Annotated in this window: 25 protein-coding genes and 1 pseudogene; 5 read left to right on the top strand and 21 right to left on the bottom strand. The window is 58.7% G+C overall.

Going from position 1 to position 24,948, the window contains the following annotated elements; genetic code table 11:
- Positions 1–203: pseudogene (locus tag SHIM_RS02545) on the top strand (DNA polymerase Y family protein); the annotation flags it as partial.
- A 5-nt stretch (positions 204–208) separates the two neighbouring features.
- Here the strand turns inward: SHIM_RS02545 and SHIM_RS02540 are convergent.
- Positions 209–451 (bottom strand): hypothetical protein, encoded by a 243-nt coding sequence (locus SHIM_RS02540; protein ID WP_054001063.1) that lies wholly within the window; start codon positions 449–451, stop codon positions 209–211.
- 425 nt (positions 452–876) lie between these two features.
- Between SHIM_RS02540 and SHIM_RS02535 the strand changes: the two genes are divergently transcribed.
- Positions 877–1,224: a DUF2794 domain-containing protein gene (locus SHIM_RS02535; RefSeq protein ID WP_054001062.1), complete on the top strand. Its 348-nt coding sequence runs from the start codon at positions 877–879 to the stop codon at positions 1,222–1,224.
- A 138-nt stretch (positions 1,225–1,362) separates the two neighbouring features.
- Here SHIM_RS02535 and speB read toward each other — a convergent pair whose 3' ends face one another.
- The 7 genes from speB to SHIM_RS02505 form a co-directional block, all read right to left on the bottom strand.
- Positions 1,363–2,322 carry an agmatinase gene (gene speB, locus SHIM_RS02530; RefSeq protein ID WP_054001061.1) on the bottom strand — a complete coding sequence of 320 codons (960 nt, stop codon included), beginning with the start codon at positions 2,320–2,322 and terminating at the stop codon, positions 1,363–1,365.
- A complete protein-coding gene (locus SHIM_RS02525; protein ID WP_241488768.1) occupies positions 2,319–3,110 on the bottom strand; it encodes a C40 family peptidase in 792 nt (263 codons plus the stop codon). The genes speB and SHIM_RS02525 overlap by 4 nt, the downstream gene beginning before the upstream one ends.
- Positions 3,111–3,172: 62 nt before the next feature.
- Positions 3,173–4,588 (bottom strand): leucyl aminopeptidase family protein, encoded by a 1,416-nt coding sequence (locus SHIM_RS02520; RefSeq protein ID WP_082358253.1) that lies wholly within the window; start codon positions 4,586–4,588, stop codon positions 3,173–3,175.
- Between the two features lie 110 nt (positions 4,589–4,698).
- Positions 4,699–5,079, bottom strand: a complete 381-nt coding sequence (locus SHIM_RS02515; protein ID WP_193749851.1) for a hypothetical protein — start codon at positions 5,077–5,079, stop codon at positions 4,699–4,701.
- A 269-nt stretch (positions 5,080–5,348) separates the two neighbouring features.
- Positions 5,349–5,486 carry a hypothetical protein gene (locus SHIM_RS20310; protein WP_193749850.1) on the bottom strand — a complete coding sequence of 46 codons (138 nt, stop codon included), beginning with the start codon at positions 5,484–5,486 and terminating at the stop codon, positions 5,349–5,351.
- A gap of 419 nt (positions 5,487–5,905) precedes the next feature.
- On the bottom strand, positions 5,906–7,531 hold the full coding sequence (locus SHIM_RS02510; RefSeq protein WP_054001058.1) for a DUF4139 domain-containing protein: 1,626 nt from the start codon (positions 7,529–7,531) through the stop codon (positions 5,906–5,908).
- A 303-nt stretch (positions 7,532–7,834) separates the two neighbouring features.
- A complete protein-coding gene (locus SHIM_RS02505; protein ID WP_152926409.1) occupies positions 7,835–8,482 on the bottom strand; it encodes a hypothetical protein in 648 nt (215 codons plus the stop codon).
- A gap of 511 nt (positions 8,483–8,993) precedes the next feature.
- On the opposite strand from SHIM_RS02505, the gene SHIM_RS02500 reads away from it, so the two are divergent.
- Positions 8,994–10,160, top strand: a complete 1,167-nt coding sequence (locus tag SHIM_RS02500) for an amidohydrolase (protein WP_054001056.1) — start codon at positions 8,994–8,996, stop codon at positions 10,158–10,160.
- A 225-nt stretch (positions 10,161–10,385) separates the two neighbouring features.
- On the opposite strand, the gene SHIM_RS02495 is transcribed toward SHIM_RS02500, so the two are convergent.
- Positions 10,386–11,408, bottom strand: a complete 1,023-nt coding sequence (locus SHIM_RS02495; RefSeq protein ID WP_054001055.1) for an aspartate-semialdehyde dehydrogenase — start codon at positions 11,406–11,408, stop codon at positions 10,386–10,388.
- Between the two features lie 132 nt (positions 11,409–11,540).
- A complete protein-coding gene (locus tag SHIM_RS02490) occupies positions 11,541–12,713 on the bottom strand; it encodes an MFS transporter (RefSeq protein WP_054001054.1) in 1,173 nt (390 codons plus the stop codon).
- A gap of 179 nt (positions 12,714–12,892) precedes the next feature.
- Here SHIM_RS02490 and SHIM_RS02485 point away from each other — a divergent pair, with 179 nt between their 5' ends.
- A complete protein-coding gene (locus SHIM_RS02485) occupies positions 12,893–14,035 on the top strand; it encodes a DUF3095 domain-containing protein (protein WP_054001053.1) in 1,143 nt (380 codons plus the stop codon).
- A gap of 7 nt (positions 14,036–14,042) precedes the next feature.
- On the opposite strand, the gene SHIM_RS02480 is transcribed toward SHIM_RS02485, so the two are convergent.
- The 5 genes from SHIM_RS02480 to SHIM_RS02460 all read right to left on the bottom strand — a co-directional run bounded on the left by SHIM_RS02480 (position 14,043) and on the right by SHIM_RS02460 (position 18,950).
- Entirely contained in the window at positions 14,043–15,107 is a 1,065-nt protein-coding gene (locus SHIM_RS02480; RefSeq protein WP_054001052.1) for a branched-chain amino acid ABC transporter permease, read from the bottom strand.
- 2 nt (positions 15,108–15,109) lie between these two features.
- Positions 15,110–16,141: a branched-chain amino acid ABC transporter permease gene (locus SHIM_RS02475; protein ID WP_054001051.1), complete on the bottom strand. Its 1,032-nt coding sequence runs from the start codon at positions 16,139–16,141 to the stop codon at positions 15,110–15,112.
- A gap of 61 nt (positions 16,142–16,202) precedes the next feature.
- A complete protein-coding gene (locus SHIM_RS02470) occupies positions 16,203–16,925 on the bottom strand; it encodes an ABC transporter ATP-binding protein (protein WP_054001050.1) in 723 nt (240 codons plus the stop codon).
- Positions 16,918–17,694: an ABC transporter ATP-binding protein gene (locus tag SHIM_RS02465; protein WP_054001049.1), complete on the bottom strand. Its 777-nt coding sequence runs from the start codon at positions 17,692–17,694 to the stop codon at positions 16,918–16,920. The genes SHIM_RS02470 and SHIM_RS02465 overlap by 8 nt, the downstream gene beginning before the upstream one ends.
- Positions 17,695–17,777: 83 nt before the next feature.
- Positions 17,778–18,950 (bottom strand): substrate-binding domain-containing protein, encoded by a 1,173-nt coding sequence (locus SHIM_RS02460; protein WP_054001048.1) that lies wholly within the window; start codon positions 18,948–18,950, stop codon positions 17,778–17,780.
- Positions 18,951–19,174: 224 nt separating this feature from the next.
- Here SHIM_RS02460 and hpaR point away from each other — a divergent pair, with 224 nt between their 5' ends.
- Positions 19,175–19,621, top strand: coding sequence for a homoprotocatechuate degradation operon regulator HpaR (gene hpaR / locus SHIM_RS02455; protein ID WP_054001047.1), 447 nt, complete (start codon positions 19,175–19,177; stop codon positions 19,619–19,621).
- Between the two features lie 3 nt (positions 19,622–19,624).
- Here hpaR and maiA read toward each other — a convergent pair whose 3' ends face one another.
- From maiA to fahA, 6 genes are all read right to left on the bottom strand, one after another.
- Positions 19,625–20,263 carry a maleylacetoacetate isomerase gene (gene maiA / locus SHIM_RS02450; RefSeq protein WP_054001046.1) on the bottom strand — a complete coding sequence of 213 codons (639 nt, stop codon included), beginning with the start codon at positions 20,261–20,263 and terminating at the stop codon, positions 19,625–19,627.
- Complete coding sequence (locus SHIM_RS02445) at positions 20,260–20,460, bottom strand: DUF2783 domain-containing protein (protein ID WP_054001045.1); 201 nt, start codon at positions 20,458–20,460, stop codon at positions 20,260–20,262. The genes maiA and SHIM_RS02445 overlap by 4 nt, the downstream gene beginning before the upstream one ends.
- A gap of 3 nt (positions 20,461–20,463) precedes the next feature.
- Positions 20,464–22,074: an FAD-dependent oxidoreductase gene (locus SHIM_RS02440; RefSeq protein ID WP_054001044.1), complete on the bottom strand. Its 1,611-nt coding sequence runs from the start codon at positions 22,072–22,074 to the stop codon at positions 20,464–20,466.
- Between the two features lie 97 nt (positions 22,075–22,171).
- On the bottom strand, positions 22,172–23,122 hold the full coding sequence (locus tag SHIM_RS02435) for an MBL fold metallo-hydrolase (RefSeq protein ID WP_054001043.1): 951 nt from the start codon (positions 23,120–23,122) through the stop codon (positions 22,172–22,174).
- A 5-nt stretch (positions 23,123–23,127) separates the two neighbouring features.
- Complete coding sequence (locus SHIM_RS02430) at positions 23,128–23,664, bottom strand: dihydrofolate reductase family protein (RefSeq protein WP_054001042.1); 537 nt, start codon at positions 23,662–23,664, stop codon at positions 23,128–23,130.
- 14 nt (positions 23,665–23,678) lie between these two features.
- The gene (fahA, locus tag SHIM_RS02425; protein ID WP_054001041.1) at positions 23,679–24,935 is read right to left on the bottom strand and encodes a fumarylacetoacetase; all 1,257 of its coding nucleotides are present in this window, start codon (positions 24,933–24,935) and stop codon (positions 23,679–23,681) included.
- Positions 24,936–24,948 lie beyond the last annotated feature (13 nt).

Raw genomic sequence — 24,948 nt, 5'->3', positions numbered from 1 at the left:
GGCGGGGGCGCGGTTTGGAGGCGACGGGGGCGGCGGGGCCTGAGCGCATCGCGCCGGAGTGGTGGCTGGATGAACCGGATTGGCGCAGCGGGGTGCGTGATTACTGGCGGGTCACCTGCGCGACGGGCGAGAAGCTGTGGCTTTATTATGCGCATGGCGGGACCATGTCGGCGGGCTGGTTCTGTCAGGGGAGTTTTGCGTGAGAAGGTTAAAAGCCATCCCCGTCATCATACAGATACAGCGTGACTTTTCCGGGGTGGGTTTCGGCCCAAGCAACCGCGTCGTGTAGGGACGCCCCGCGCAATTCATCGTAAACCGGCGCATCGTTGTTGGCTTCGTCAAGCGGACCAGCGTCAGCAACACCATTGTCATGCGCGACATCCTCGATGATCGCGTTGATCGTGCGCCACCGGTACGGGCGGTTGCGTTTATCGATAATGTTCCAAATCATAATGGAAGGAAGCACCTTATGTTGGGATGGCTTGCGATCAATTCGCAGGGTTAGGCCACCACGTCGGATGCTTTTTAAGGGTGACACGCCGAAAAACACAGTCAGACAACCCCCAACTTGGGATTCGGGGCGTATTGCAAAGGGGGCATATGTAGCAAGTCTATGGGGGCAATCCGTGTGAACAAAAACAGAAAAGCCGCCCCGGGGGGCGGCTCACCTGGCGAAACAAAAGTGCCTCTGGCGGCACAGACTGGGTGGGGGCAATAACGTCGCACCGCCAGAGGTAGCGTTTTAGTTTCGCTATGAGGACAAGATGCCCCTTTGCTTTGTCGAAAAAAGGCTCCCTCCAAGGCCATTTGCCGATTTAATTGAGGCAGAATGAGGGCAGGGTTGATTTATCCGAAAAAGAGGGGAAGTCTGAGGCTATGACTGCCCAAACTCCGATCCCGATACGCCCCGCGTTTAAAGCCCCTGAGCAGGTGGCCTTTCACCGCACAGAGTTGACCGTCATTCTCTCGCTTTACGGCCGCATGGTTGCCGCCGGTGAGTGGCGGGATTACGGAATTTCCAATCTTAGGGAGGTGGCGGTTTTCTCGGTATTCAAACGCACGGCGGAGAACCCGCTTTATCGCATTGAGAAGCGTCCCAAGTTGCGCAATCGCCAAGGGCTTTATGCGGTGATTGGCATGGACGGGCAGGTGCTCAAACGCGGGCACGACCTTAAGAGCGTGTTGCGGGTATTGGAGCGCAAGCTGATCCGTGATGTGAAGTAACAAATTGTTATTTATAAACTTATTTTCGTAAAAGCAGCTGGAGCGCGCAAGTTGTAATGACCTCAAGTGCTCCGAAAACCTGCGTCAGGGATAAGCCCCATATGCGTGGCGAACGTGCCCACGGGGGAGCCCGATCAGTCAGATTGCGCGGCACGGTGCCATCACACAAAGCAGTTCAAACATGATTGAGACGCCGAGAAAGGCCGTGTTGCCAGAGGCGTCAAAGGGCGGCGAGACCTCGACCATGTCGGCGCCAATAATGTTGAGCCCATCCAGTTCCCGCACCACTTGCAACGCCTGAAAACTGTTGGGGCCGCCCACTTCGGGCGTGCCGGTTCCAGGGGCGAACGTTGGATCAACAAAGTCGATATCGTAGCTGACGTAGGTCGGTTTTGTGCCGACGATCTCGCGGGCTTCGGCCATCACATCGGCAAGGCCGCGGGCAAAAAACTCTTCGATCCGGATGACGCGAATGCCAACGGAGTCGGCGAAATCGGTGTCCTCGTTATCATAGGTGCTGCCGCGAATGCCGATTTGCACAACCCGTTTGGGATCGAGCAGTCCCTCCTCAACCGCACGGCGGAAAGGCGTGCCGTGGGTGTACATCGTGCCGCCAAAATAGCTGTGATAAAGGTCGGTGTGGCTGTCAAAATGCACCATGCCAAGGGGGGTATCTTTGGCCAAAGACCGCAGAATCGGCAGAGAAGTCAGGTGGTCACCACCGGCCGTTAGTGGCGTGATGTTGCGGGCTTTGAGGTGATCGAAAAAGGCGGTGATGCGGGCCATGCTGTCAGGAATGTCGGCCGGATTGGGGCCGACGTCGCCAAGATCGGCACAGTTTACGAGATCAAAAGGGCGCACGCCGGTGGCGCCATTTTGAGCGCGGATCATGGTGGAGGCGTCGCGCAATTGACGCGGACCGTGGCGCGGGCCGGGGCGGTTTGTGGTGCCGCTGTCCCACGGCACACCGACAAGGCCGATTTGCACTTCGTCAATGCGGGCGTGGTCAAAATCGATGTTGGGCAGGCGCATGAAAGACGGCATTCCCGCGAAACGCGGCAGTTCCATGCCTGAGATGGGTTTGAAGAAGTCACTCATGTGCTGGCTCCGTAAGCAGGGCGTTTGTGGGACGTCACGGGGCCGTCGCCTTGGGCTTTGATCCGGGCGATGGCGTTGGCGATGGGCTCGTAAGCCACGGCCATGTGGTGCGCGTTGGCATGGATGAGGGTGTCGGGGTCGGTGACCATGGCGACATGACCCTTCCAGAACATCAGGTCGCCGCGCCGATAAGGGCCGGTTGCGTCGGGGAAGGCGGCTTCTTGTAGATCGCTGTCGCCGGGGCAGGGGGTGCCGCAGGCCAAAAGCGCGGCCTGCACAAGGCCGGAGCAATCGATGCCGTCTCCGGTGTTGCCAGCCCAAACATAGGGCGTGCCAAGGAAACGTTCGGCGACAGAGGCCGGGTCGCTTTCAGAACTGTTCGCTGGCGCTAGATGGGCCGTTGGCAAAAAGCATGTGGCGCCATTTTTCTCCGACGGTGATGTAAGATCAATTTCTGTCCATCGGCCATTTTGTGACACGGCCGCGACTTGAGAACCGTGGTGTAATTTGATGGCCGCCTGAGATTTGAAATCAGGTGTGCGGTATGCCCACGTCGAGCGCGCTACGATCCGGTGAGTTGGTTCGCGTGGAGGCATCAAGCCGCCATGTACATATCCAACGTAGCCATCTTTCATTGATTGACCGAATGCGCAGCCGTTTACTTCCTCGATGACCAAAAACATGTCGCCAGACAAAAGCTGTCTGTCGCGATCGCCCTGTGGGGCATTGAGGAGAAAGGGATAACCAGCGACCTGCTTTGGCTCACCATCAACAAATTTATCGGACACGAATTCAGCTTTCAGTGAGCTGTGTGCGACACGCGTGTTGGCCAAAGTCAGGCGCCGGTCCATCAAAGCCCCAACACCTTTGGCAGCGCCTCAAGGACGGCCCGCGCGCCCATGCCGACGCCGCCTTTTGGGCGGGCAGGGGCCGGGGACGGGTTCCAGCCGTAGATGTCGAAATGGGCGTAACGTTGATCTTCGGCGAAGCGGCGCAGGAAAAGCGCCGCGGTGATGGAGCCGGCGAAGCCACCGGCGGGCGCGTTGTCGAGGTCGGCGATTGCAGGTTCGATCATCTTCTCATACGGCGTCCAGAAGGGCATGCGCCAGACCGGGTCTGAGATCGCGGCGGCGGCGGTTTCCAACGCGCCCACAACGGCGGTGTCGTCGGTGTAGTAAGGCGAAAGGTCCGGGCCGACGGCGACGCGGGCGGCGCCGGTGAGGGTGGCCATGGAGATCATGAGATCTGGATTGTCCTCAGAGCCCAAGGCCAGCGCGTCGGCCAGCACAAGGCGGCCTTCGGCGTCGGTGTTGTTGATTTCCACGGTCAGGCCTGCGCGGGACGTGAGCACGTCGCCGGGGCGGAAAGAGTCGGCGGACACAGAGTTTTCCACCGCCGGAATCAGGACGCGCAAACGCAGAGGCAAGTTCAGCGCCATGATCATATGGGCGAGGCCAAGCACGGTTGCTGCGCCACCCATGTCCTTTTTCATCAAACCCATAGATGCGCCGGGTTTGAGATTAAGGCCGCCGGTGTCAAAACACACGCCTTTGCCCACCAGCGTCAGGGTGGGGCCGCTGTCGCCCCAAGTCATGTCCAAAAGGCGCGGTGCGCGGTTTGGCGCGGCGGCGCGGCCTACGGCATGGATCATCGGGAAATTCTGATCCAACAGCGCCTCTCTGGTGATCACAGACAGGGTTGCACCAAAGCGCGACGCCAGCGATTCGGTGGCGGCTTGCAGGTCTTGCGGGCCCATATCTGAGGCGGGGATGTTGATCAGATCACGGGTGAGTGCTTCGCCGGCGGCGATGGCTTCTACACGGTTTGCATCGACGCCTGAGGGGCAGATGAGCCGCGCACCGTGTGCTGATTTTTTCTTATATTTGCCAAACACATACTGGGACAGAAGCCAGCCGAGGCATTCGGTTTCAAGATCTCCCCAAGGCAGGTCCGTGGCCAAGGCGTAGGACCCTGTCGGCAAAGCGCTCGCAATGGCAGCGAGGGGGAACCTGCCGCGTGCGCGCGTGGCTGCATCGCCGTAGCCGGCCACGGCCATGATGGGGGTGCCGGAGGCGTCGGGCACCAGAAGCGTTTTGCCAAGTCCAGCGGTGAAGCCGGACGCAGAAATCCAAGTGCGCACCGGATCGGCTTGGCGGTCCAGCCAGGTTTCCAAGCCGTCTTTGTCGACAACGTGCAACGGCAATGCGTCAGACGCATCGCCCGATGCCGCCGCAAATTTCAGGGTGTCGGACTGAGAATGTGACACGGGAAGGCCTCCTGACAGGTGTTTGGCGCTGCCAGCCTATAGGCTGTGGCAGCGCCTGCAAGTGCTGTCGGAGACATCTGGATGAAGGATGGTTTGTTGGGCGTGATCTTTCAGCTTTGAATGGCCTTGATGTCCCAAAGCGCGCGCATGGAGGGCTCCCCCAGCCGCAGCATTCGGGCCAGAGTGGCTTGTGCGGCGACATCGTCATCTTGATGCAGGGCGATCCGAACGTCCCGGGCCACAGAGGCAAGTTGGTCCAACCCGAGTCGCCGCGAGGCACGGGCGATGTTGCGGCAAGCGGCCATGAGGTACTGGTCATTATTGCTGTTGTAGGCCACTTCTGCTGCCGCCAATGCCTCTGACAAGGCATCAATGGCCGCGATGATCAGTTGTTCTGCCTTGCGGTAGTCCATCTTTATATAGAGACGCGTCAATTCATCTTCGTTTACGAGGGCTGCTTCGGAAAAAAGCAGCCGCGAGACTTGGTCCATGTTCTCACCCATTGTGTGTTACCCGTGAATCACCCAAGAGCAGTTTGAGGGAATAACCTTCTCAAAACGTTTCTTCGTTTCTCGTATTTTCGTCGAATTGTGGGGGTTTTGTTTGCGCGACCCAAATGCGCCAAATGCGGATTGGATTTGCGTAGTGGTTTGCGTGTTCTGGCGGGAGACAGTCAAAAAAAACAACACCCCGAGCACGGGGTGCACGGGGTGTCTGAACCTTCGGAGAGAGACGGGTGGTGAGGGAAAAGGGATGACTCTCAGGCGAAGATATTGGAGGTGTTGCGATTGCTGGACATAAGGGCACGAAGGCGACGTTCACGGGCTTTATCTGCGAGAGAACCGGTGCCAGGAGTTGCGATTGTCATGATGTCTTCTTTGTAAATCCGCTTAGGCATTGTGAACTTCCTTATTTTGTTTTTGGCCGGTTGGTGGAGGGGCCGATGTGTGTGTTGTTGAGATTAAGGTGCTGCCGAAATGCGGCTGAAATGGCGCGAATTGTGTCAAATTGACGGTAAATTTGGCTAAAATTGGAAACACAGCATTCGAGCCCGGGCAACGATCGTTGCCGGGTTAGCCCTCTCAAAACTGTCCCGCAGGGCCTCCAAACACCAGCAAAACAAGGCTTGCTGTACGTGTGGAGGCGGCTGCCCCTCAAAGTCCGGTCCCTAATCCGGATGGGCGGCGCGTTTTGGACGTTGTTGGCCCAATTGCGCTACTTGATGATTTTCTAGTGCTGATTTGGGTCCCGATTGGGGCGCGAGTCGGGCGATTTGGAGAATCGCCCGACCTTTTTGTGGCGTTTGGCGGCGCAGAGTTAGCGAAGAACCATTTTTGGAGGCCACTGGATTGTATGAGAAAGCTCGGCCTTGAAGCTTTCTTGGGCACCGAGCTCGCGTGTCCACATAAGAATGCCGCGTTGGTCCTTGTATTGGCTGTTATCGGTCGCGGGCTTGGCTTGGTGCGCGATCACGAGATCCTGCTGTTCCGAATAGGGCACGCGACCGATCATACGCAGGGTCCATGTCTGGTCCGTGAGGTTCTCTGCTGAGAGCACACGGGTTTCAGCTTGTTCGTTGCGGGTGGTCAACACGCCTTTGTCGCCTGTGATCCTATTGGTGACCGTGTCGCTCAGGCGCAAACCAGGGATAGCACCGAAGGACAAATCGACGGTGTCACTTGCCGCTACAAGAGGCAGAAGCCCTTGGGTGACGAAAGTGCCGTTCAGGTAGAAATCCGCTTCACCATTCAAGATGAGTTCGTCGGTCGTGTTGATGAGCTCTGTCATGACGAAGGCGGTTTCGTCGCGCATCGGGTTGGCCAAGGCATACACGTTAGGTGCAATCTCCAGCGTGTCCAGCGCAAGACGGAGCGCTTCCGTACCGGACGTGATGGAGACCGGTGTCGGGTAGACGTAGGTGGCGTTGATGCCGTCATCAAAGGTCGGCGTCGCGGCAGCTTCGGAAATGACGGGCTCCGCCATTGGGGCCTCAGCTTCGTCACTCATTGCCAGACGACCTTGCGGTTTTGGCATCACCGGTTGGGGAACCTCGATGCGGCGGCGCCACGGAGCAAGACTTGAGGGAGCGGTCTGGGCATCGGGGCGGCTGGTGGAGAGGGTTACATCGACGTCGGTCCAATCCTCGCCGGTGTCCTGAAAGACAAAGACATTGCGGTTAATGCGCAAGGCCGGGGTATCTCCGGTTGTGAGGTGCACGTCATAAACGGGCTGCCAGGTGGCGTCCCAATCGGTGCGGTGCGTGAGGGTCACGGTGCCTTTTATGGGGTGCTCGGAGCTGACCTGCGCCACCAGCATGGACTTTTCGCCCTCTGGAGGGGTGAGGGACTGTTCGGCGGCGCGCGCGTCTGCCAAAGCTTTGGCAAGGTCGTTCAGGGATGTGTCAAACTGGCGGGCTGATCGTTCGGCACTGGCGGCTTCCTGACGGGCCCTAAGAGTTTCCTGACCAATAACGGCCAACGTTTGCGTCAACGCCTCGGGCGTGGTGGTGTCCTGTGGGCTTTGCAGACGCGAGAGGTAGCTGAGACGGGCGTTGGCGGCGTCGGCCTGCATCCGGATGTCGGCTTGTTGGTCTCTGGTCGTTAGGATTTCGGCCTCGATCCGTTTGACCTCGGCCTTGGCGGCGGCGAGCGTTGCGCCGTCGGCCCGCGGCGCTGGCGGCACTTTGGCGTAGCGCACAGTGACGGCGCCAAGCTGCGCACCGTCTATGGTGACGCGAACCGTGGTTGGGTCGATGGACTCGGGTAGGTTGGTAATCAGGATATCATGGTCGCCAGCAGGCGCAGAGAGGGGCGCGGTGCGGGTCAGGGTCGCGCCGTTGCTGTAGAGTGTGGCGGCTGTGACTGGGGCGGAAAGCGGAATGGTGTCGGCCCAAAGCGGACTGGCGATAAGAAAAATGGCTGCGGCGAAAATGGGTTTGGTCATGAAACGGCCTTTGGTTGCGGGTTGGCATTAGGGAACACGTCGCAGCGAGGGCTGGCAAGTGGGGGCAACCTGAAAGGATGTGGGTGGGCGGAGGTGTGCTTGTTTGCGCGAGGACGCGGAGCATCGCACAGGTTGCTGGTGGTCTTGACCGCAACGGTCAGACGCCGGCCAAGCGAGCGGTGGCGGAAAAATGACCGGTCACAGCATAGGTGTAGGTCTTGTCGGTTTGAATCTGGCCGATCGAACAGAAACGGGCGGCGCAAGGCAGCGCCGCCCGTAACGTCGTTTTGGGCCGGATGTCTTCTAGGCGGCCATTGGATCCAGAATTTGAATGTCGTCCACTGTGAAGGGCACATCGCTGTAGATGGTGATCGTCGAAACCGCCGCTGCAGCGTTTGCGGTGGCGGCCAAGTTGAAGGTCAGCGTCGTCTCATCCTCTCCCCAGACCGCGGTAGAGCCGGATGTTTGTTCGAAATCCACTGTGATTTCACGGTCCAAGAAAGTGGCATAGCGTTCGATATCGATCACCAGCGAATCCTCGGCGGGGTCAAAGTCCTGCACGACACCTGCGTTGATGGACACTTCGCCGTCGCCATCCACATCGGTGTCCTGGTCGACCACTTCGAGCGTCAGGTTGAACGTGTCACTGCCTTCTCCGCCTTGCAGGCCAAAGCCGCCGAATTCCGGCCGGTCGTCGCCAATCGACGTGCGCACGTTAAAGACGTCGTCGCCTTCCCCGCCGTAGACAGAGGTTGGTCCGTCAGACAAGGTTGGCGCAATTGCGACATCATCACCCCCCAGAAGCTCGACAACGGAGGGCTCAAGCGCGGGGTCGTGTTCTCCTATAAGTATATCGTCGCCCTCTGTGCCCAAAAGCGTGTCGGTGCCGTCATAGGTAAGCTCTTCGACCGCTTCCTCGTCAGGCGCGGCAACAGCGTCATCGTCGTCCATGGAAAATAGTATGGCGCCCCCCAAGGCGCCGAGCAAAAGCAAACCGAGCGCCATCATTGAATTACGTCCCTATAATACTATCTATTCGTGTTTATTATTCTCCTTATAGGGGAGTGAACTAGGAGAAATCTAGGTAATTTTGAGGCGAATAAAAAGAAACCCGAATAAGGGCGCCTATTGCTCGGCTTAAGATTGGTGGCGCTCAGCCCTTCTTTGGAACTTCGCGGCCAAGCGTTTCCGCGACCAACTTCCACGCTTCTTTGGTTTAGGTCTTTGGGGGCACGTCGGTTGCGGGATTGTAGGCTGCTTTGGTCTGGTCCCTCAGCTCGTCCATGCCGGATTTACCTGAGCCTGACACCGATTGATGCTGCTGCCGCATGAATGCCTGCTTTGAGCAACAAGGCGGATGTTTCAGGTACTTGTAATATGTCCCGCCAAATGTCGCTTTTCTGGGCTGCTTTTTCTAGTTTTCAAGGTAACATCATTGGTCACCATCCACAGGAAAAACCGCATGCCACCAATAGACCTGATTGCCCTACGCCATGAGTTTCACAGGATGCCCGAACTCGGGTTTGCTGAAGAAAGCACGAAAGCAAGGGTTGTGGGTATCCTTGAGGATCTGGGAATCGAGACCCATATCGGCGCGGGAGTTGTGGGGGTCCTGAAGCGCGGGACAGGCAATCGCGCCATCGGCCTGCGCGCCGACATGGACGCGCTGTCGATACAGGAAGCAAGCAGTCACGACTATGTGTCCCAAACGCCTGGCGTGATGCATGCCTGTGGGCATGATGGCCATATGACCATGCTCTTGGGCGCGGCGGCAGCCCTTGTTGATGAGCCCGATTTTGATGGCACGGTGCTGTTCATATTCCAACCCAACGAAGAGCACGGACTGGGCGCGCAAGCCATGATTGCCGAGGGCCTGCTGGACCGTTTTCCAGTTGAGGAAATCTATGCCATTCACAATCTTCCTGCCGCGCCTGTGGGACAGGTTTCCACGCGGCCCGGTCAAATCTGTTCGAGCGAAAGCCTGTTTGAAATTCTGATCGAAGGACAAGGCGGTCACGCCTCCATGCCGCAGGTTGGGCGAGATGCGATAACCATCGGGGCAGAGATTGTGCAGGCGTTGCAAACCATCGTTTCGCGCAAGCTTGCTCCGGGAGCGGGTGTTGTGGTTTCGGTGACCGAATTCCTGACCGATGGTCAGCGCAATGTCCTACCTGGTGTCGCAACTCTCAAAGGAGATGTGCGGGCGCGGATGCCCGAAGATCGCGAGAAAGTCGCGCAGCTCATGCGCCAGCTTGCGGACGGTATTGGAGCCGCCCACGGCGTAAGCATATCTGTGACGTTCAACACAGAATTCATCGAGACGATCAACGCGCCGCAACAAACGCGCGCAGTGGTGGATGCGGCGCGCGCCTTGGGGCTGGAGACCGAAGGCAATCGTGACCCCATGAGTTTTTCTGAGGATTTCGCACATTTCTCGGCCGCTGTCCCGGGATGTTTCTTGCTGCTCGGCAACGGGCAAGAGGGGCCGTGTGGCCAGCCGCTCCATTCAAACGATTATGATTTCAACGATGATATAGTGCCAATCGGGGTCGCGTTTTGGGAGCAGCTGGTGCGGGATCGCCTGCCGGTGACCAAGCACGCTAAGTCAGTTGATAAGCCCATCTTGTGATCTGTCTTGAATATCCAACCCTTCATTGACACGGATCCGACACTAGAAAGTGGCCACTGGTTCGGATGGTTCTGAAGCAACCAATGCTCCCTCTGCCCCCCAAACCGCCATAAGTGCAGAGCGCGGCGATTGTCCGGTTTTCTGTGCCCGACACCATTCGGGGAAAACCCCAAGAAAAAAGGCGCCCCAAAATGGAGCGCCTTTTGAATTCGGATCGTATGGGTTTTAGCCCTTTTTCAGGACTTCGCGACCCAGTGTTTCGGCGATCTGTACCGCGTTGAGCGCCGCGCCTTTGCGCAGGTTGTCAGACACGCACCACAGGTTCAGGCCGTTGTCGAGCGTGCTGTCCTGACGGACGCGCGAGATAAAGGTGGCGAAATCGCCGACGCATTCTTTGGGGGTGACGTAGCCACCGTCTTCGCGTTTGTCGATCACCATGATGCCCGGCGACTGGCGCAGGATGTCGCGTGCTTCGTCTTCATCCAGAAAGTCTTCGAACTCGATATTGATCGCTTCGGAGTGGCCCACAAACACAGGCACGCGCACGCAAGTTGCGGTGACTTTGATCTTTTTGTCGATGATCTTCTTGGTTTCTGCGACCATCTTCCACTCTTCTTTGGTGGAGCCGTCTTCCATGAAGACGTCGATGTGCGGGATCACGTTGAAGGCGATCTCTTTGGGGTAGGTTTTTGGCGGCACGTCGGTGACAGGATTATAGATCGATTTGGTCTGCTCCCACAGCTCATCCATGCCAGCCTTGCCCGAACCCGACACTGATTGGTAGGTCGAGACCACAACGCGCTTGATGGTGGCACGGTCGTGCAAAGGTTTGAGCGCCACAACCATCTGCGCTGTCGAGCAGTTGGGGTTGGCGATGATGTTTTTCTTGGAATAGCCGTGGATTTCATCGGCGTTACATTCCGGCACGATCAGCGGGACGTCGGGGTCGTACCGGTAGAGCGAGCTGTTGTCGATTACGACACAGTTTGCTGCCGCCGCGATCGGGGCGTATTTCTTGGTCGCGTCCGAGCCGATGGCAAACAGCGCCATGTCCCAGCCGGTGAAATCGAATTGTTCGATGTCCTGCGTTTTCAAGGTTTTGTCGCCGAAGCTTACTTCCGTACCAAGGGAACGGCGGCTGGCCAGAACGGCAAGCTCATCCACGGGGAACTGGCGTTCCTCCAGAATGTTCAGCATTTCGCGGCCCACGTTGCCCGTGGCGCCAGCGACGACGATGCGATAACCCATCTCAGGTCTCCATTACTAACGACGCGCCCTCTTAGCCCTGTTTGGCCAAAGAAAAAAGGGGGCGGGCACGCTTAATTGCTTAAGCGCGGCATTCCGGTTTGCGATGAATGCGATAGGTGGCTGGATTTTGGATCAATCCATCCGGTCTTGGGAGAAGCAATAGATCAGCGCACCTATCAGGATAAGGGCGGCCATGATGCCAAAGAGGGTCTGATAGGCCAGCAGGGAATCGGTTGGGGCAATGGCGTTGTGCAGTTTGCCGGAACCGAATTGCATCACACCAACTCCGCCGATTCCAAAGAGGTTCATCAGCGTCACGCCGCGCCCCGTGAGATGTTCGGGAAAGAAGCTGCGAGCATGGGCGATCAACACGGGGAAGGCGGCCCCGCAAAATCCGACCACCGACATCATCAGGATCGACTGTATGGAGCCGGTGTCGGTGAAAACTGTGAGACAGGCCAATGCGCCTGCGCCGGTGAGGCTGCCGGTGATGATGACCCATTTGCGGGTGCCAAAGATGCGATCCGCAGGCCCGTAGCAGAACGTGCCGAGGATCATCGCGACGCCCATTACAAGCGTGGCCTGACCGATTTGGCCGGTGTCGAGGGCGAAGGTGTCTGAAAGATAGGGGCCGATCCACAGCCCACGGATGCCTGCGGCGGGCATGTAGTTCACGAACATCAACGGAAACAGGAACCAGAGCGCAGGGATTTTGAGCAGATCAAACACCGAGCCCTGCTCGGAGCTTTCGGCTTTGGGCGGGTCTTGCACCTTGGCCCAAAGGCCCAGTGCGATGACGCTGCTGATCGCGGCGAGCACCCAAAGCGTTGCGCGCCAGCCGATGGTTTCGGCGGCCCAAGCGGTTGGATAGGCGGCGATCAGATTGCCGACGGAGCCAACGCCGAGCATCAGCGCAGCAAGCGTTGCAAAACGCGCAGGCGGATAGGTGCGGGCAAAGATAAAGTAGCTCGCCATCAACACAGGCGCGCAGCCGACACCCAGCAATGCCATCGCAATCACCACATGAATAGGCGCGGTGGCCATCGCAAAGAGCGCGGCGCCTCCGCCTCCGCCGACCAACAGAAGTACCGCGGCCGTGCGACGTGGGCCGATGCTGTCAAGCGCTGCACCGACGGGGATTTGCATGGCAGCGAACACCAGAAACCAGAGACCCGAGGCAAAAGCCAGATCTGCAGGCGTGGCGCCGATGTCGGCTTCGAGCACCTGTGTGAGGACGGCCAAAAAGGCCCGGAAAAACTGGCTGAGCACGTAAGCTAGGCACAGCAGGATCAGATCGTTGCGCATGTGGTGTATGTCCCCCTGAGGCGCGACTTGACCGGAACGTTCAGGGAAAGGCAAGGGGCGGATGTGCGCTTATGCTCACGCATCTGTGCAGGGATGTGTAAACACCAAACCTTGTTGCCCTACGTATAGGTCCCATCTGGTTTCGAGGGAGGGGTTCCAAGTTGGGGAGCTCTAGGATCATGTATATAGAACAATCAACGCAGGCGTTTTATGCGAACCTGCCGCGTACGGACAGTTTTGACAGCTTAAGCGATCCCAAGCGGTATGTGCCACTTCCCGACGACTGGATTGTTGGCGTTGCGGATATTGTCGGGTCAACGCACGAGATCGAACGCGGGCGCTACAAGATTGTGAATATGGTGGGAGCTGCTGTGATTTCAGCGCAGCTTAACGCCGCGGATATGGCCGCCTTGCCCTATGTTTTCGGGGGTGACGGCGCCGGGTTTGCTGTTTGGCCGACACAACGCGCGGCCGCTGAGAAGGCACTGGATTCGGTGCGGCGCTGGGCACGGGCGGAATATGGTATCGAGCTTCGGGTGGCGACAGTCAGTGTGGCCGACATTCGCGACGCAGGTCGCGATGTGCGTGTGGCGCGGTATGCACCGGGTGAGGGTGTCGACTATGCGATGTTCTCTGGTGGTGGGCTGGCGTGGGCCGAGCGGCAGATGAAGTCCAACGTTTTGCTTCTGGACGAGCGCAGCGCGCCCAGCGGAGCGCCGGATTTGAGCGGGTTGAGTTGCAGATGGTCAAATGTGGAATCCGAACGCGGCGCCATATTGTCCATCGTTCTGAAGCCACGCGATGGGGTGTCGGAAGAGGCCTTTGCCAAAGTCGCCAAGAGCGTCATCGAGGCGAGTGCCGTGGATCCGCGCGGGATGCATCCCGTGCCACGACAGGGGCCGGATGCACATTTCCCGCCGCCCGGAATGACCATTGAAGCACGTGTGAGCCAAAGCGGACCTTTTGTGGCGCGGCTGGCCAAGCTGGCGGTGAGCAACGCTTTGATTTGGGTTCTGATGCGGTCTGGCCGCAAAATCGGGAACTTTGACCCAATGTCTTATCGCGCCGAAGTGGCGACCAATGCGGATTTTCGCAAGTTTGACGACGGTCTGAAGATGACGCTGGATTGTGACGCTGAAACGCAGGCGAAGATCGAAGGCATTTTGCGCAAAGCCAAGGCGGAAGGTTTGGTGCGTTATGGTCTGCACGCGCAATCGGAGGCGATGATGACCTGTTTGGTGCCGTCTGCGACCGAGTCAAACCACATGCATTTTGTGGATGGCGCGGCCGGTGGGTATGCCCAAGCGGCCACGCGTCTTTGATACGGCGCTAGGTGGATTTGGTCTGCCGCAGGCGACCGACGATACCAGTCGGGAAGAAATACACTGACAGGATAAAGAGCACACCCAGCCACAGCAGCCAGCGGTCCGCGTTGAGCAGTTCAGGCAGGATTGGCAAGGCGGAGACCGCTCCGCCAGCCACGTCCATCAGGCCTTGCAGATAGTTTTGTGCCAGCACGAACAGCGTCGCGCCGATCACAGCGCCATACATTGTGCCCATGCCTCCGATCACCACCATCAAAAGAATGTCGATCATGATTTCCATAGAAAGCGTGGTGTCAGGCCCCACATAGCGCAGCCAGATCGCATAGAGCGCACCGGCTAGGGCTGCGATAGCGGCGGACAGACAGGTGGCCGCGACGCGATAGTGCACCACGCGGTAGCCAATTGCCTCGGCGCGGAAGTCGTTCTCGCGAATTGCCAGCAACACGCGGCCAAATGGCGAATGCACGATGCGCAACATCAAGAGGAACAGGACCAGACAGGAACCGAAGACGAGGTAGTATTTCAGCAGCTTGCCATTGGCTTTGACACCGAGAATTTCGCCGTCTGCAAACTTGAAGGCCGGACCCAAGGCGCGGGGGATCTTGAACGACAAGCCGTCTTCGCCACCCGTCAGGCCAGAGAGCTGGCTGACCAGAACGGCCACGGCTGAGGCCACAGCAAGCGTAATCATGGCAAAGAAGATCGCGCGGACACGCAGGGAAAACAGCCCGATGGCAAGCGCCAGAAGGGCCGCGAGACCTGCACCCGCAAGCGCGCCAACGATCAGCGCGTCAAACCCGCGCCCCATGTGGGTGGAGGCCAGCGCCACGCCGTAGGCGCCCAGCCCGAAGAACATGGTGTGCGCGAAGCTGACAATGCCGCCAAAGCCCAGCAGCAAGTCGTAGCTGGCGACCAGAACGATGAACACACAAATGCGTGCCGCGGTGTCGACAGAGCGCACGCCCGGAAACAGGAAAGGCGCGAAGGCAAGACAGAACAGGATGCCGATCAGGACGACGGCCAGCACCTTGGAGCGGGGCATGTCGCCCGAGAGAAGTTTGGTCAGCATAGCTATTTCGCCTTTACCACGGGGATCATGCCCATCGGGCGCCACATCAGGATCGCGACCATCAGGCCAATGTTGGAAATCAAGGCGACCTTTGGTTCAAGGAAGGCCACATAATTCTGCATCAGCCCGACAAGTAGCGCGCCGATGAAGCAGCCTTCAACCGAGCCAAGCCCGCCAATGATCACCACGATGAACACGAGGATCATGGTCTGGTTGCCCATGTGGGCGGTGATGACTTCTTGATAGAGGCCCCAAAGAACGCCGCCCAATCCCGCCAGTGCAGATCCGGCGATGAACACGCCGACAAACACCAGCCGCAGACGATAGCCCAGCGCTTCGACCATCTCGCCGTTTTCAACACCTGCACGAACGATCAACCCGATCTTGGTGCGGCGCAGCACAAAGCGCATGCCGGCAAAAACCACGATGCCAACAGCGACGGCCACAAGGCGGTATTTCTCGAGTGCGGCACCGGCGAAAGTGATTGCGCCTTTCAGCGCTTCGGGGCGGGTAATGTAGATTTCCTCGGGTCCCCACAGCACAATGATGAGCTGTTCCACAACGATCAGCCCACCCATGGTGACAAGGATCTGTTTGAGGTGGTGGCCATAGACTGGCTTGACGATGACCTTTTCAAAGGCCCAACCCATCAGGCCCGTGGCGGCCATAGCACCAATTATCGCAACCATGAGCGCGGTGAGGTTCAGCATCAGCGAGCTGGCGCCGGTCATATGTTCGAGCATCAGCAAAAAGCTCACGCCGACAAATGCGCCAACGGACACAAACGCGCCGTGGCCGAAGTTGATGACGTCCATCAGGCCAAACACGAGGGTCAAGCCGGAAGCCATGATGAAAATCATCATGCCCATTGCGAGGCCTGAGACCGTCAGCGTTAGCCAGCTGGATGTCGCGGGAATGGCAATAAAGCCAAGCAGCATCAAGCCAACAACGAGCAAGACCGGCGCGTGTGGGGCGAGACGCTCGCCAAAGGACATGCGCGCCATGGTTGGTGTGTGATCCGGTGCGGCACTCATGGGTGGCTCCTCGGCTTTTTTGTTCCAAAAATACCTAATTCGGTCGGTGTCAGCGGGCGCATCATTCGCTCTCCACGCTCAGGCCCATCAGCTGTTCCTGCAGGGCGGCGTCGGTCGCCAGTTCAGACATTTGTCCGGACCAGATCATGCGGCCGTCGTCCATGACATTGGCAGTGTCGCCCAGCGCTTTGGCCACGGCAAAATTCTGCTCCACCAAAAGGATCGATGCGCCTTGGGTTTTGAGTTCTTTCACGGCCCGCGCCATTGTGGTGATGATGGCAGGCGCCAGACCTTTGGTCGGCTCGTCAATCAGGTAGAGCAGACGCTCTTCGATCATGGCGCGCGCGATGGACAGCATCTGCTTTTGCCCGCCCGACAGCGTGCCCGCTTCTTTTTTCCAAAACGTCTCAAGCGCTGGAAAGACAGTGAAAAGCCATTGCAGGCGGGCCTGATTGATTGGGCCGCTGACAGCCGCGAGGATCATATTTTCCTCAACTGTCAGATCGGCAAAGATGCCCATGTCTTCGGGCACAAAGCCGATGCCTAACCGCGCGATGGCGGGGGTCGGCAGCTTGGTGATGTCTTGCCCGTCAAACAGGATCGCGCCGTTGTGGGCGCGCCAATGGCCGATAATGGAGCGTAGGGTTGTTGTTTTGCCAACGCCATTGCGGCCCAGAAGCATGGTGACTTGGCCACGCGGCACCTCAAGGTTGACGCCTTGCAGGATGTGATACTGCGCGATGTTGGTATAGACGCCGTCAAGTTTCAGGATGGGATCAGACATTGGCGAGCGCTCCTTCGAGGTCGCGGCCCATATAGGCCTCTTGCACCACATCAGATGCCATGACTTCGGCGGGCGCGCCGTCTGCGGCCAGCGCACCGTTGTGCAGCACTATGATGCGGTCAGCGAGCGTGCGGATCACGTCCATCTTGTGTTCCACCAAGAGGATCGAGCGGTCTTTGCGGTGTTTCAGGTCGGCAATCAGATCAAGCACCAAGGGGGCTTCGTCTACCGACATGCCGGCTGTGGGCTCGTCAAACATATAGACAAGCGGGTCGAGCGCGATCAGGAGCGCGACTTCGAGCTTGCGTTGATCGCCGTGCGACAATTCCGAGACGATCTGAAGCGCTTGGTCTCGCAAGCGAACCCGCTCGACGATTTCCATCGCCGGGGTCGTCAGGTCGTCGTGGGTGGAGGCCATCGAGAACATATTGAAGCCGCGGCCAGCCTTGGATTGGATCACAAGGCGCACGTTTTCCAACACGTTCAGATTTGGAAACAGGTTGGTCAGCTGAAAGGCGCGGCCAATCCCAAGGTGGGTGCGCTGCGCGACAGACATGCGCGAGATGTCATGCCCGTTGAGCATGACGCGGCCTTCGCTGGCGGGGATCTGGCCGGAGATCAGGTTGAAATAGGTGGTCTTGCCTGCGCCGTTGGGACCGACGATAGCGGTCAACTCACCGGCGTTGAAGTTGCAGGAGATGTGATCCACCGCCACATGGCCGCCAAAGCGCACGGTCAGGTCGGTGGTTTCGAGGATGCTGTGTGACATGGGGTTCTTTCCGGAGCCTGTTCCGGTGGGAAAGGAGAGCCCGGCGACAACCTGTGCCGCCGGGCTGGAATTTTTAGACTGTATTAGTTGCGGACTGGGATCGGAAGATCGTCGATGCCAAGTTCGCGCACCAATTCGGGGATCGCCCATTCCACGTCGTCATCCACGCGAATTTTGAAGTGATACATCGGCTGCATGGCCTGATGATCCTCAGCGCGGAATTTCATGGTGCCTTTGGGGGTTTCCCACTCCATGCCTTCCATGGCCGAGATCAGATCCTCGGTGTCGGTGCCGCCGGCTTTTTTGATGGCTTCGACAACCGCGATACCTGCGGACATGCCGCCTGCGGTGAAGAAATCAGGAGGCGTGCCGAAACGATCCTGGTGGGTGGCAACAAGCCAGTCGTTCACGTCATTTTTGGGAATGTCGTAGTAGTAGTACGTCGCGCCTTCGAGACCGGGGAAGTCCTTGTAGGCCTTCAAGGCAGCGAGGATGTTGCCGCCGGTGGCAATCTCAACACCAAAGCGGGATGGGTCCATTGCCTGAATTTTGCTCATCGGGTTGCCGCCACCGGCCCAGATGATGAAGAGCTTTTTGTCGCCTTCGAGGTCTTTCATGGCCGTAAAGATACGCTCTGCGGCGGCCGTGAAGTCGGTGGTGTCTGTGGGCGCATATTCTTCGTGCGCAATCGCTTGGCCCTGACCTTCAAGAGCCTCGCGGAACGCGGCGATGCCGTCGCGGCCAAAGGCATAATCCTGCGCCAGTGTCGCGATGTGCACGTTTTCACCGGCCAGCGCGATGGCGTTGGCAACCGCGTCTTGGCTGGAGTTGCGCGACGTGCGGAAGATGTAGCGGTTGTAGTTGGTGCCGGTGATGCTGTCGGCCACGGCGGGCTCAACAATCAGCAACTTTTCATACTCTTCGGCAACCGGCAGCATGGCCAGCGCTACACCCGAGCTAACGGGGCCAATCGCAAGGTCAACGTCGTCGTCGCCATACGCTTCTTCCAGAAGCGCCTTGCCGATGTCGGGCTTGAGCTGTGTGTCTTTTTCGATCACGACGATTTTCTCGCCGTTGATTTCCATGGTGCCACCTGTGGCATATTCCAGCCCCAGCTTCAGCCCGTCGTGGGACTGTTTGGCGTAGGCCTCAAACGGGCCGGTTTTTCCATAGACATGCGCGATCTTAATATCGGCGAATGCCGCTGTGGTTGTTAGTGCCAATGCCGACACTGCGCCCGTAATGAGCCATTTCATAATGAGTTGTCCTCCCTGAACTCACGCCCGAACTGGAGATCGGGGTGATTGCTGACATGGTAGGAGGCGGGGGCGATTTTGGTCAATTCGGGGAAACTACGTAGGTGTTATTGCGCAGGCGGGGGCTTTGGAGACGGCCCAAATACAGGTTGGACCGCTGTATGTGAGCCAGAGTGACAAGTCGCACAATTGCGTTTTGTGGTCTGGACGTGCAAGAAAGGCGCATGTCGAGACACAACGAAATTCCGGCCACATCTCAATCCCTGTCGATTGCCCTGTTGCGCGCGCGCGAAAAGGTCATGGGGCCGGTGCGCAAGATGCTGGCAGACGTGGGTGTAACCGAGCAGCAATGGCGCGTGTTGCGCGTGTTGGTGGAAGACGGTCCACTTGATCCAACGACAATCTCGGAAAGGGCGGTGTTGTTGCTGCCGAGTTTGACGCGCATCCTGCAAAAGCTTGAGGACAAGGAGCTTGTGACGCGCGGGCGGGATCAGTTTGACGGGCGCAGGCATGTCATTACGTTGACCGAAGCCGGTGAGGCCATTATTGCCGCGAATATTCCCGAAGCCTTGCGTCTGGCTGAGGTTCAACGCGACCGGCTGGGAGCTGAGAAATATGACCAGCTGTTGGCTTTGTTGAACGATCTGAACGCGGACGGCGGAGAAAGCTGAGGCTCAGTCCGGCTTGACCCTGTCCGGATGCGCGGCCGCAAACGCGGGGAGCGCGGCACAGGCGGACTCGATCGCGACCATTTTCGGGCAATCAGTGAAATCCACCCCCCATCGGCGGGCGTTGTAAAGCTGTGGCATCAGACAGATGTCCGCAAGACCCGGGGCATCGCCACAACAAAACGGCGTCTGGTCAAAAGACGCCAGAATCGTTTCAAAGGCGTGCAGGCCGGGGGCGATGAAATGCGCCATCCATTTCGCCATGGCGTCACCGTCATCCGGCGCAAGCTGTGCCGCATGTTTGGCCACTCGCAGATTGCAGACCGGGTGCAAATCGACAGCAATGGCATGGGCCAGCGCCCGTGCCTGTGCCGCTGCGACAGGGTCTTGAGGCAACAGGCCAAGGCCGCGCGTGTCGTTGAGATAATCCAGAATTGCCAGCGACTGGGTCAGACGGATGCCGTCGATGTCGAGCACCGGCACGAGCCCTTGCGGATTGCGGGCAAGGTGTTTTGCGCTGCGATGATCTCCGGCCACCAGATCGACAGGCACGCTGTCAAAGGCAATGCCCGCGAGATTAAGGGCAATGCGGACGCGGTAGCTGGCGGAAGACCGCCAGTAGTCAAACAACTGAGGCGCGGTCATTTGGATTTGGCGCGGGCTGCGTCGAGTGCTTCGGCCAGAACGGCGCGATCTCCGATGTGATTGGACAGGATCAGCACTAGCCGCGCGTTCAGCGCGTCAGAACCGGCGGGGTCGAGACCGTCATGTGCCGCCAGCAAATCCGCGTAGAAATCGTCAGCAGCTTCGATGTTTGGGGTCAGGATCAGAGTGTCGGGCATGACTTATTCCTTGCCTGTGGCACGGCGCAGGGCGGTGCGGAAATGGGTTTCGTCAAAGGTTTCGCGACGGGCCGCGACGTGTTGATCCGGGCGGATCAGGTACACGCCGGACGGTGCATCCCCGAGATAGCGGCGTTGCAGGGCCAATGTTGGATCATCGCGCACCGACAGCGCGAGGCGCGTGACTTCGACACCTTCCTCGACAAAACTGTCGGGCGCATCAGCGTCGATGGTCATCAGCACGAAGCGGTCCCCTAAGTGGTTCAGCAAAAAACCGTCCGGCAGCGGCGCGTCAGGGCAGGCACTGCCGGGACGGGATATTGCAGGTCCAGCAAGAGCGTCGGCGGAATTGAGCGGCGAGCCGTCATAGGTGCAGGGCACAGAGAGACGCCCCGAGTTCACCAGAGGTCGGGCAAATTCGTAGTGTTCCGACAGGTCCAGTACGGCATCGCGCAAGATGCGGCTCATGTCCGATTTCGGCGTGATGAAGTCCGTCGAACGGGTGGAATTGGTGATGTTTTCGTCTGCACCATGGATGCGCTCGACATTGTAGCTGTCCAGCAAACCTTCGGGCGCTTTGCCGTCGATCACCAGCTTGAGCTTCCAGACCAGATTGTCGGTGTCCTGCATGCCGGAATTGGCGCCCCGTGCGCCGAACGGCGAAACCTGATGCGCGGAATCCCCGGCAAACAGAGCGCGACCGTGGCGGAATTTCTCCATCCGGCGGCATTGGAACGTGTAGATCGATACCCATTCGAGGTCGAATTTTACGTCGTCGCCAAGCATCGCCTTGAGACGGGGGATGACGTTTTCAGGCTTCTTCTCTTCTTCTTTGTCGATGTCCCAGCCCAGTTGCAAATCGATGCGCCAGACGTTGTCTGGCTGTTTGTGCAAAAGCGCGGACTGGCCGCGATTGAAGGGCGGGTCGAACCAGAACCACCGCTCGGTGGGGAAATCGGCATCCATCACCACGTCAGCGATCAGGAAGTTGTCCTCAAACACCCGACCGACAAAATCCAGCCCCAACATGCGGCGGGTGGGGGAGTTGGCGCCGTCACAGGCAATCAGCCAGTCGGCCTCGAGCGTATAGCTGCCTTCGGGGGTTTCCACCTCAAGCGTGACGTGATCGTCGTGTTGGCCAATCGCCTCGACCTTGCTTTGACCGCGAATTTCGATGGGTGCGCCCTGATCCTGTAGGTCGCGCACGCGGTCGACGAGGAATTTTTCGAAATGGTATTGCTGTAGGTTGATGAACGCTGGTCGGCGGTGGCCAGCTTCGGCCAGCAGGTCAAAGTCGTAGACCTGACGGTCGTCAAAAAAGACCTTTCCCACGTCCCATTCTATACCTTTTTCGACAAACGGATCGGCGCTGCCGATGCGGTCGAGGATTTCCAGCTGTCGTTTGGCAAAACAGATCGCACGGGAGCCAAAGGAGACCTTGTCGTTGTCATCCAGAACCAGCACCTGGACGCCCTGATTGGCGAGGTCGATGGCCGCAGACAATCCGATCGGGCCCGCGCCGATCACAATCACCTTGTGTCGGGGCGGCGCGGCCGCGTCTTGATCGGCATGCCGCGTATACGGGTAAAGCGGCGTTTCAAAGATCTTGCTCATGGGTTTCCTCCCAATGGATCGGGTGCGCGCATCGTTTGGTCACGCAGTGTTCCAGACCGGGCGGTATCCCGCCACGATCTGGATCAAAGACGGGTCTTTAGCCCTGCAAGGCTTCCCACATTTCAATGTCGCGCTGGGCGGTCCAGATGCGAGGGGTGTCGATGCCTCGGGCCTCGTCATAGGCGCGGGCAACGTTGAAGGGCAGGCAGTGCTCATAGATGGCGTAGTCGCCAAATTTCGGGTCACATTCCGCGCGCACGGCGTCCCATGCTTCTTTCAAGGTGCCGTTGCGGGCGGCAACACGCGCCGCCGGACGATAAGTGCTTTCGACAAAATCGCGGGTGTTTTCGATGGCGGCGTTGACCATCTGTTTTCCGATCAAAGCATCGCCGCGACCGGGTGCGATGGCGTCCACATCAAACGACGCAATGTTGTCGAGTGTGTCGCCCCAATCGGAGAAATGCCCGTCGCCGCAATAGCAGGCAGAATGGTATTCAACGATGTCGCCGGTGAACATGACGTTCTGATCCGGCACGTGGATCACGATGTCGCCGGCAGTGTGGGCGCGACCCAGATGCATCAGGTCGATGCGGCGGTTGCCGAGGTAGACCGTCATGTCCTCGGAAAACGAAGTGGTCGGATAGGTCAGGCCGGGAATGCTTTCGTGGCCTTCAAACAGGCGCGGGAAGCGTTGGAATTCACTGTCCCAGTCTTCTTGGCCACGCTCCACCACCATCGCGCGGGCGGCGTCGCCCATGATGATCTGATCTGCGCCATAAGCGGACGCACCCAGAACGCGCACGGCGTGATAGTGGGTCAGCACAACATGGGAGATCGGCTTGTCTGTCACTGTGCGCACGCATTCGATGACTTTGTTGGCAAGGCGCGGAGTGGCCTGTGCCTCAACGATCATCACGCTGTCGTCGCCGATGATCACACCGGAGTTGGGGTCGCCCTCGGCGGTGAAGGCATAAAGCCCGTCGCCGACTTCGGTGAAGGAGATGTTTTTTTCCGTCATGTCGCCTTGCGACGCAAATGCCTTGGCCATGTGGGTCAATCCTTGAAGATGTAGTCGAGTTTCATGATGCCGCCGGGCATCGGATGCGATGCGGTCAGCGACAGATTGTGTTGAGCGCCAGGGGCAAAGCACGGCAGGCCGCGCCCCAAAAGCGTTGGCATGAGAAAGATCGAGATGCGATCAAACATGCCCGCGTCCATTGCAGCGCGTTGGGTTTGTCCGCCGCCCATGATCCAGATGCGGCGATGATCGGCAGTTTCGATCGCAGCCTTGAGGTCTTCAACTGGTCCGGCAGCGGCAACATGATCGCCTTTGAAGTCGTGCCGATGCGTCAGCACGTAGGCAGGGCGGGCTTCATAGGGCCAGCCCCAGCCAAGCACTTGGATATAAGTCGCGTGACCCACCATGAGTGCGTCAATTTCGGTGATGAAATCACCGTAGCCGCCATCGCCACCATCAGACGCAATCGCCTCGTTAAACGGGTTCAGCCAGTCCACACCGCCGTCGGGAGTGGCGATGAACCCATCAAGGCTCATCGCGATATATCCAACGTATTCGGGGCGGTGCGGCATGGCGGGCTCCGGTTTCAGCGTTTGTAGGGATCGTCCAGCGCGGCCACGACCGTGCCAGTGCAGGTGCCAAATCCGATGGTGTAGCCATCGCCTTTGGCGCCACCGTCGAGCGTAAGCGTGTCGCCGTCCTCGATAAAGGTGCGGGTTTCACCGGTGTCCAATGTGAGCGGCTCTTTGCCACCCCAGCTGAGCTCAAGAAGGCTGCCGCGTTCGGGTTTGGTCGGGCCGGAAATTGTGCCGGAACCCAACAAATCACCCACGTTCATCGGGCATCCCGATGTGGAGTGATGCGCCAGCTGCTGTGCGGCGGAATAATACATCTGGTCATAGTTGGTACGGGCGATGGTGGTGGCCTCTTTGCCTGCGGGTGCCATGGTCACGGTGAGGTCGATGTCATAGAGCATAGGGCCCACGTCCTTGATGTGGTCCAAAAGCTCAAACTCGCGCTCAGGCGTCATGGTGCGGAACGGCTCCAGTGCTGCCTTAGTCACGATCCAAGGCGAGATGGAGGTTGCGGTGGCCTTGGCCTGAAACGGGCCAAGCGGCTGGTATTCCCACGCTTGGATGTCGCGCGCTGACCAGTCGTTCAGCAGCACGTAGCCAAAGATGTTGTCGTCGGCTTCCTGCACCGAAATCGGGCCATCGGATGCAGTGCCGACAATGGCGCCCATTTCCAGTTCGATGTCAAAGCGGCGACAGGGCAGGAAGGCGGGTAGGTCGTGATCTGGCGACTTCAGCTGACCCCATGGGCGGCGGATGTGGGTGCCGGACACGACAACGGACGACGCGCGACCGTTGTAGCCAATCGGGATGTGCAACCAGTTTGGCGGCAGTGCATTTTCCGCGCCACGGAACATGGTGCCAACATTGGTCGCATGGTGACGACCGGCGTAGAAATCGGTGTATTCGCTGACCGCGATGGGCATGTGAAGTTCGGCCTCAGCCATTGGCACTAGCAAAGTCTCGACTGCGGCGCGCTCGGCGCTGCCTTCGGACAGCAATGCGATCAGGTGCGTGCGCAGGTCGCCCCATGCTTCCGCGCCCAGATCCATGACATCGTTCCAATAGGGGAGATCAAAGACCGGCTCATCAGAAACTTGAACCAGACCGGCTTCTTCGGCTGCGGCCATATCAAGGATCATGTCCCCAATGGCGACGCCGCAGCGTTGCTCGGTTCCGGCGTGTGAGAACACACCATATGGCAGGTTGTTAAGGGGGAAAGGGTGGTCGGGCGCGTTGGCGCTCTCCACCCAGCTTTTCATCAAAGACATGCGCGTTTCCTTG

The organism is Shimia sp. SK013, from assembly GCF_001292625.1.
Classification (GTDB): Bacteria; Pseudomonadota; Alphaproteobacteria; order Rhodobacterales; family Rhodobacteraceae; genus Shimia.
The sequence above is the reverse complement of the archived record's forward strand: the minus strand, read 5'-3'. Positions and strand labels throughout refer to the sequence as shown.

Coding starts and splice junctions, on each gene's coding strand:
- SHIM_RS02540 (WP_054001063.1), bottom strand. CDS start 451: ATGATTTGGAACATTATCGATAAACGCAACCGCCCGTACCGGTGGCGC.
- SHIM_RS02535 (WP_054001062.1), top strand. CDS start 877: ATGACTGCCCAAACTCCGATCCCGATACGCCCCGCGTTTAAAGCCCCT.
- speB (WP_054001061.1), bottom strand. CDS start 2,322: ATGAGTGACTTCTTCAAACCCATCTCAGGCATGGAACTGCCGCGTTTC.
- SHIM_RS02515 (WP_193749851.1), bottom strand. CDS start 5,079: ATGGACCAAGTCTCGCGGCTGCTTTTTTCCGAAGCAGCCCTCGTAAAC.
- SHIM_RS20310 (WP_193749850.1), bottom strand. CDS start 5,486: ATGCCTAAGCGGATTTACAAAGAAGACATCATGACAATCGCAACTCCT.
- SHIM_RS02510 (WP_054001058.1), bottom strand. CDS start 7,531: ATGACCAAACCCATTTTCGCCGCAGCCATTTTTCTTATCGCCAGTCCG.
- SHIM_RS02505 (WP_152926409.1), bottom strand. CDS start 8,482: ATGGACGACGATGACGCTGTTGCCGCGCCTGACGAGGAAGCGGTCGAA.
- SHIM_RS02500 (WP_054001056.1), top strand. CDS start 8,994: ATGCCACCAATAGACCTGATTGCCCTACGCCATGAGTTTCACAGGATG.
- SHIM_RS02495 (WP_054001055.1), bottom strand. CDS start 11,408: ATGGGTTATCGCATCGTCGTCGCTGGCGCCACGGGCAACGTGGGCCGC.
- SHIM_RS02490 (WP_054001054.1), bottom strand. CDS start 12,713: ATGCGCAACGATCTGATCCTGCTGTGCCTAGCTTACGTGCTCAGCCAG.
- SHIM_RS02485 (WP_054001053.1), top strand. CDS start 12,893: ATGTATATAGAACAATCAACGCAGGCGTTTTATGCGAACCTGCCGCGT.
- SHIM_RS02480 (WP_054001052.1), bottom strand. CDS start 15,107: ATGCTGACCAAACTTCTCTCGGGCGACATGCCCCGCTCCAAGGTGCTG.
- SHIM_RS02475 (WP_054001051.1), bottom strand. CDS start 16,141: ATGAGTGCCGCACCGGATCACACACCAACCATGGCGCGCATGTCCTTT.
- SHIM_RS02470 (WP_054001050.1), bottom strand. CDS start 16,925: ATGTCTGATCCCATCCTGAAACTTGACGGCGTCTATACCAACATCGCG.
- SHIM_RS02465 (WP_054001049.1), bottom strand. CDS start 17,694: ATGTCACACAGCATCCTCGAAACCACCGACCTGACCGTGCGCTTTGGC.
- SHIM_RS02460 (WP_054001048.1), bottom strand. CDS start 18,950: ATGAAATGGCTCATTACGGGCGCAGTGTCGGCATTGGCACTAACAACC.
- hpaR (WP_054001047.1), top strand. CDS start 19,175: ATGTCGAGACACAACGAAATTCCGGCCACATCTCAATCCCTGTCGATT.
- maiA (WP_054001046.1), bottom strand. CDS start 20,263: ATGACCGCGCCTCAGTTGTTTGACTACTGGCGGTCTTCCGCCAGCTAC.
- SHIM_RS02445 (WP_054001045.1), bottom strand. CDS start 20,460: ATGCCCGACACTCTGATCCTGACCCCAAACATCGAAGCTGCTGACGAT.
- SHIM_RS02440 (WP_054001044.1), bottom strand. CDS start 22,074: ATGAGCAAGATCTTTGAAACGCCGCTTTACCCGTATACGCGGCATGCC.
- SHIM_RS02435 (WP_054001043.1), bottom strand. CDS start 23,122: ATGGCCAAGGCATTTGCGTCGCAAGGCGACATGACGGAAAAAAACATC.
- SHIM_RS02430 (WP_054001042.1), bottom strand. CDS start 23,664: ATGCCGCACCGCCCCGAATACGTTGGATATATCGCGATGAGCCTTGAT.
- fahA (WP_054001041.1), bottom strand. CDS start 24,935: ATGTCTTTGATGAAAAGCTGGGTGGAGAGCGCCAACGCGCCCGACCAC.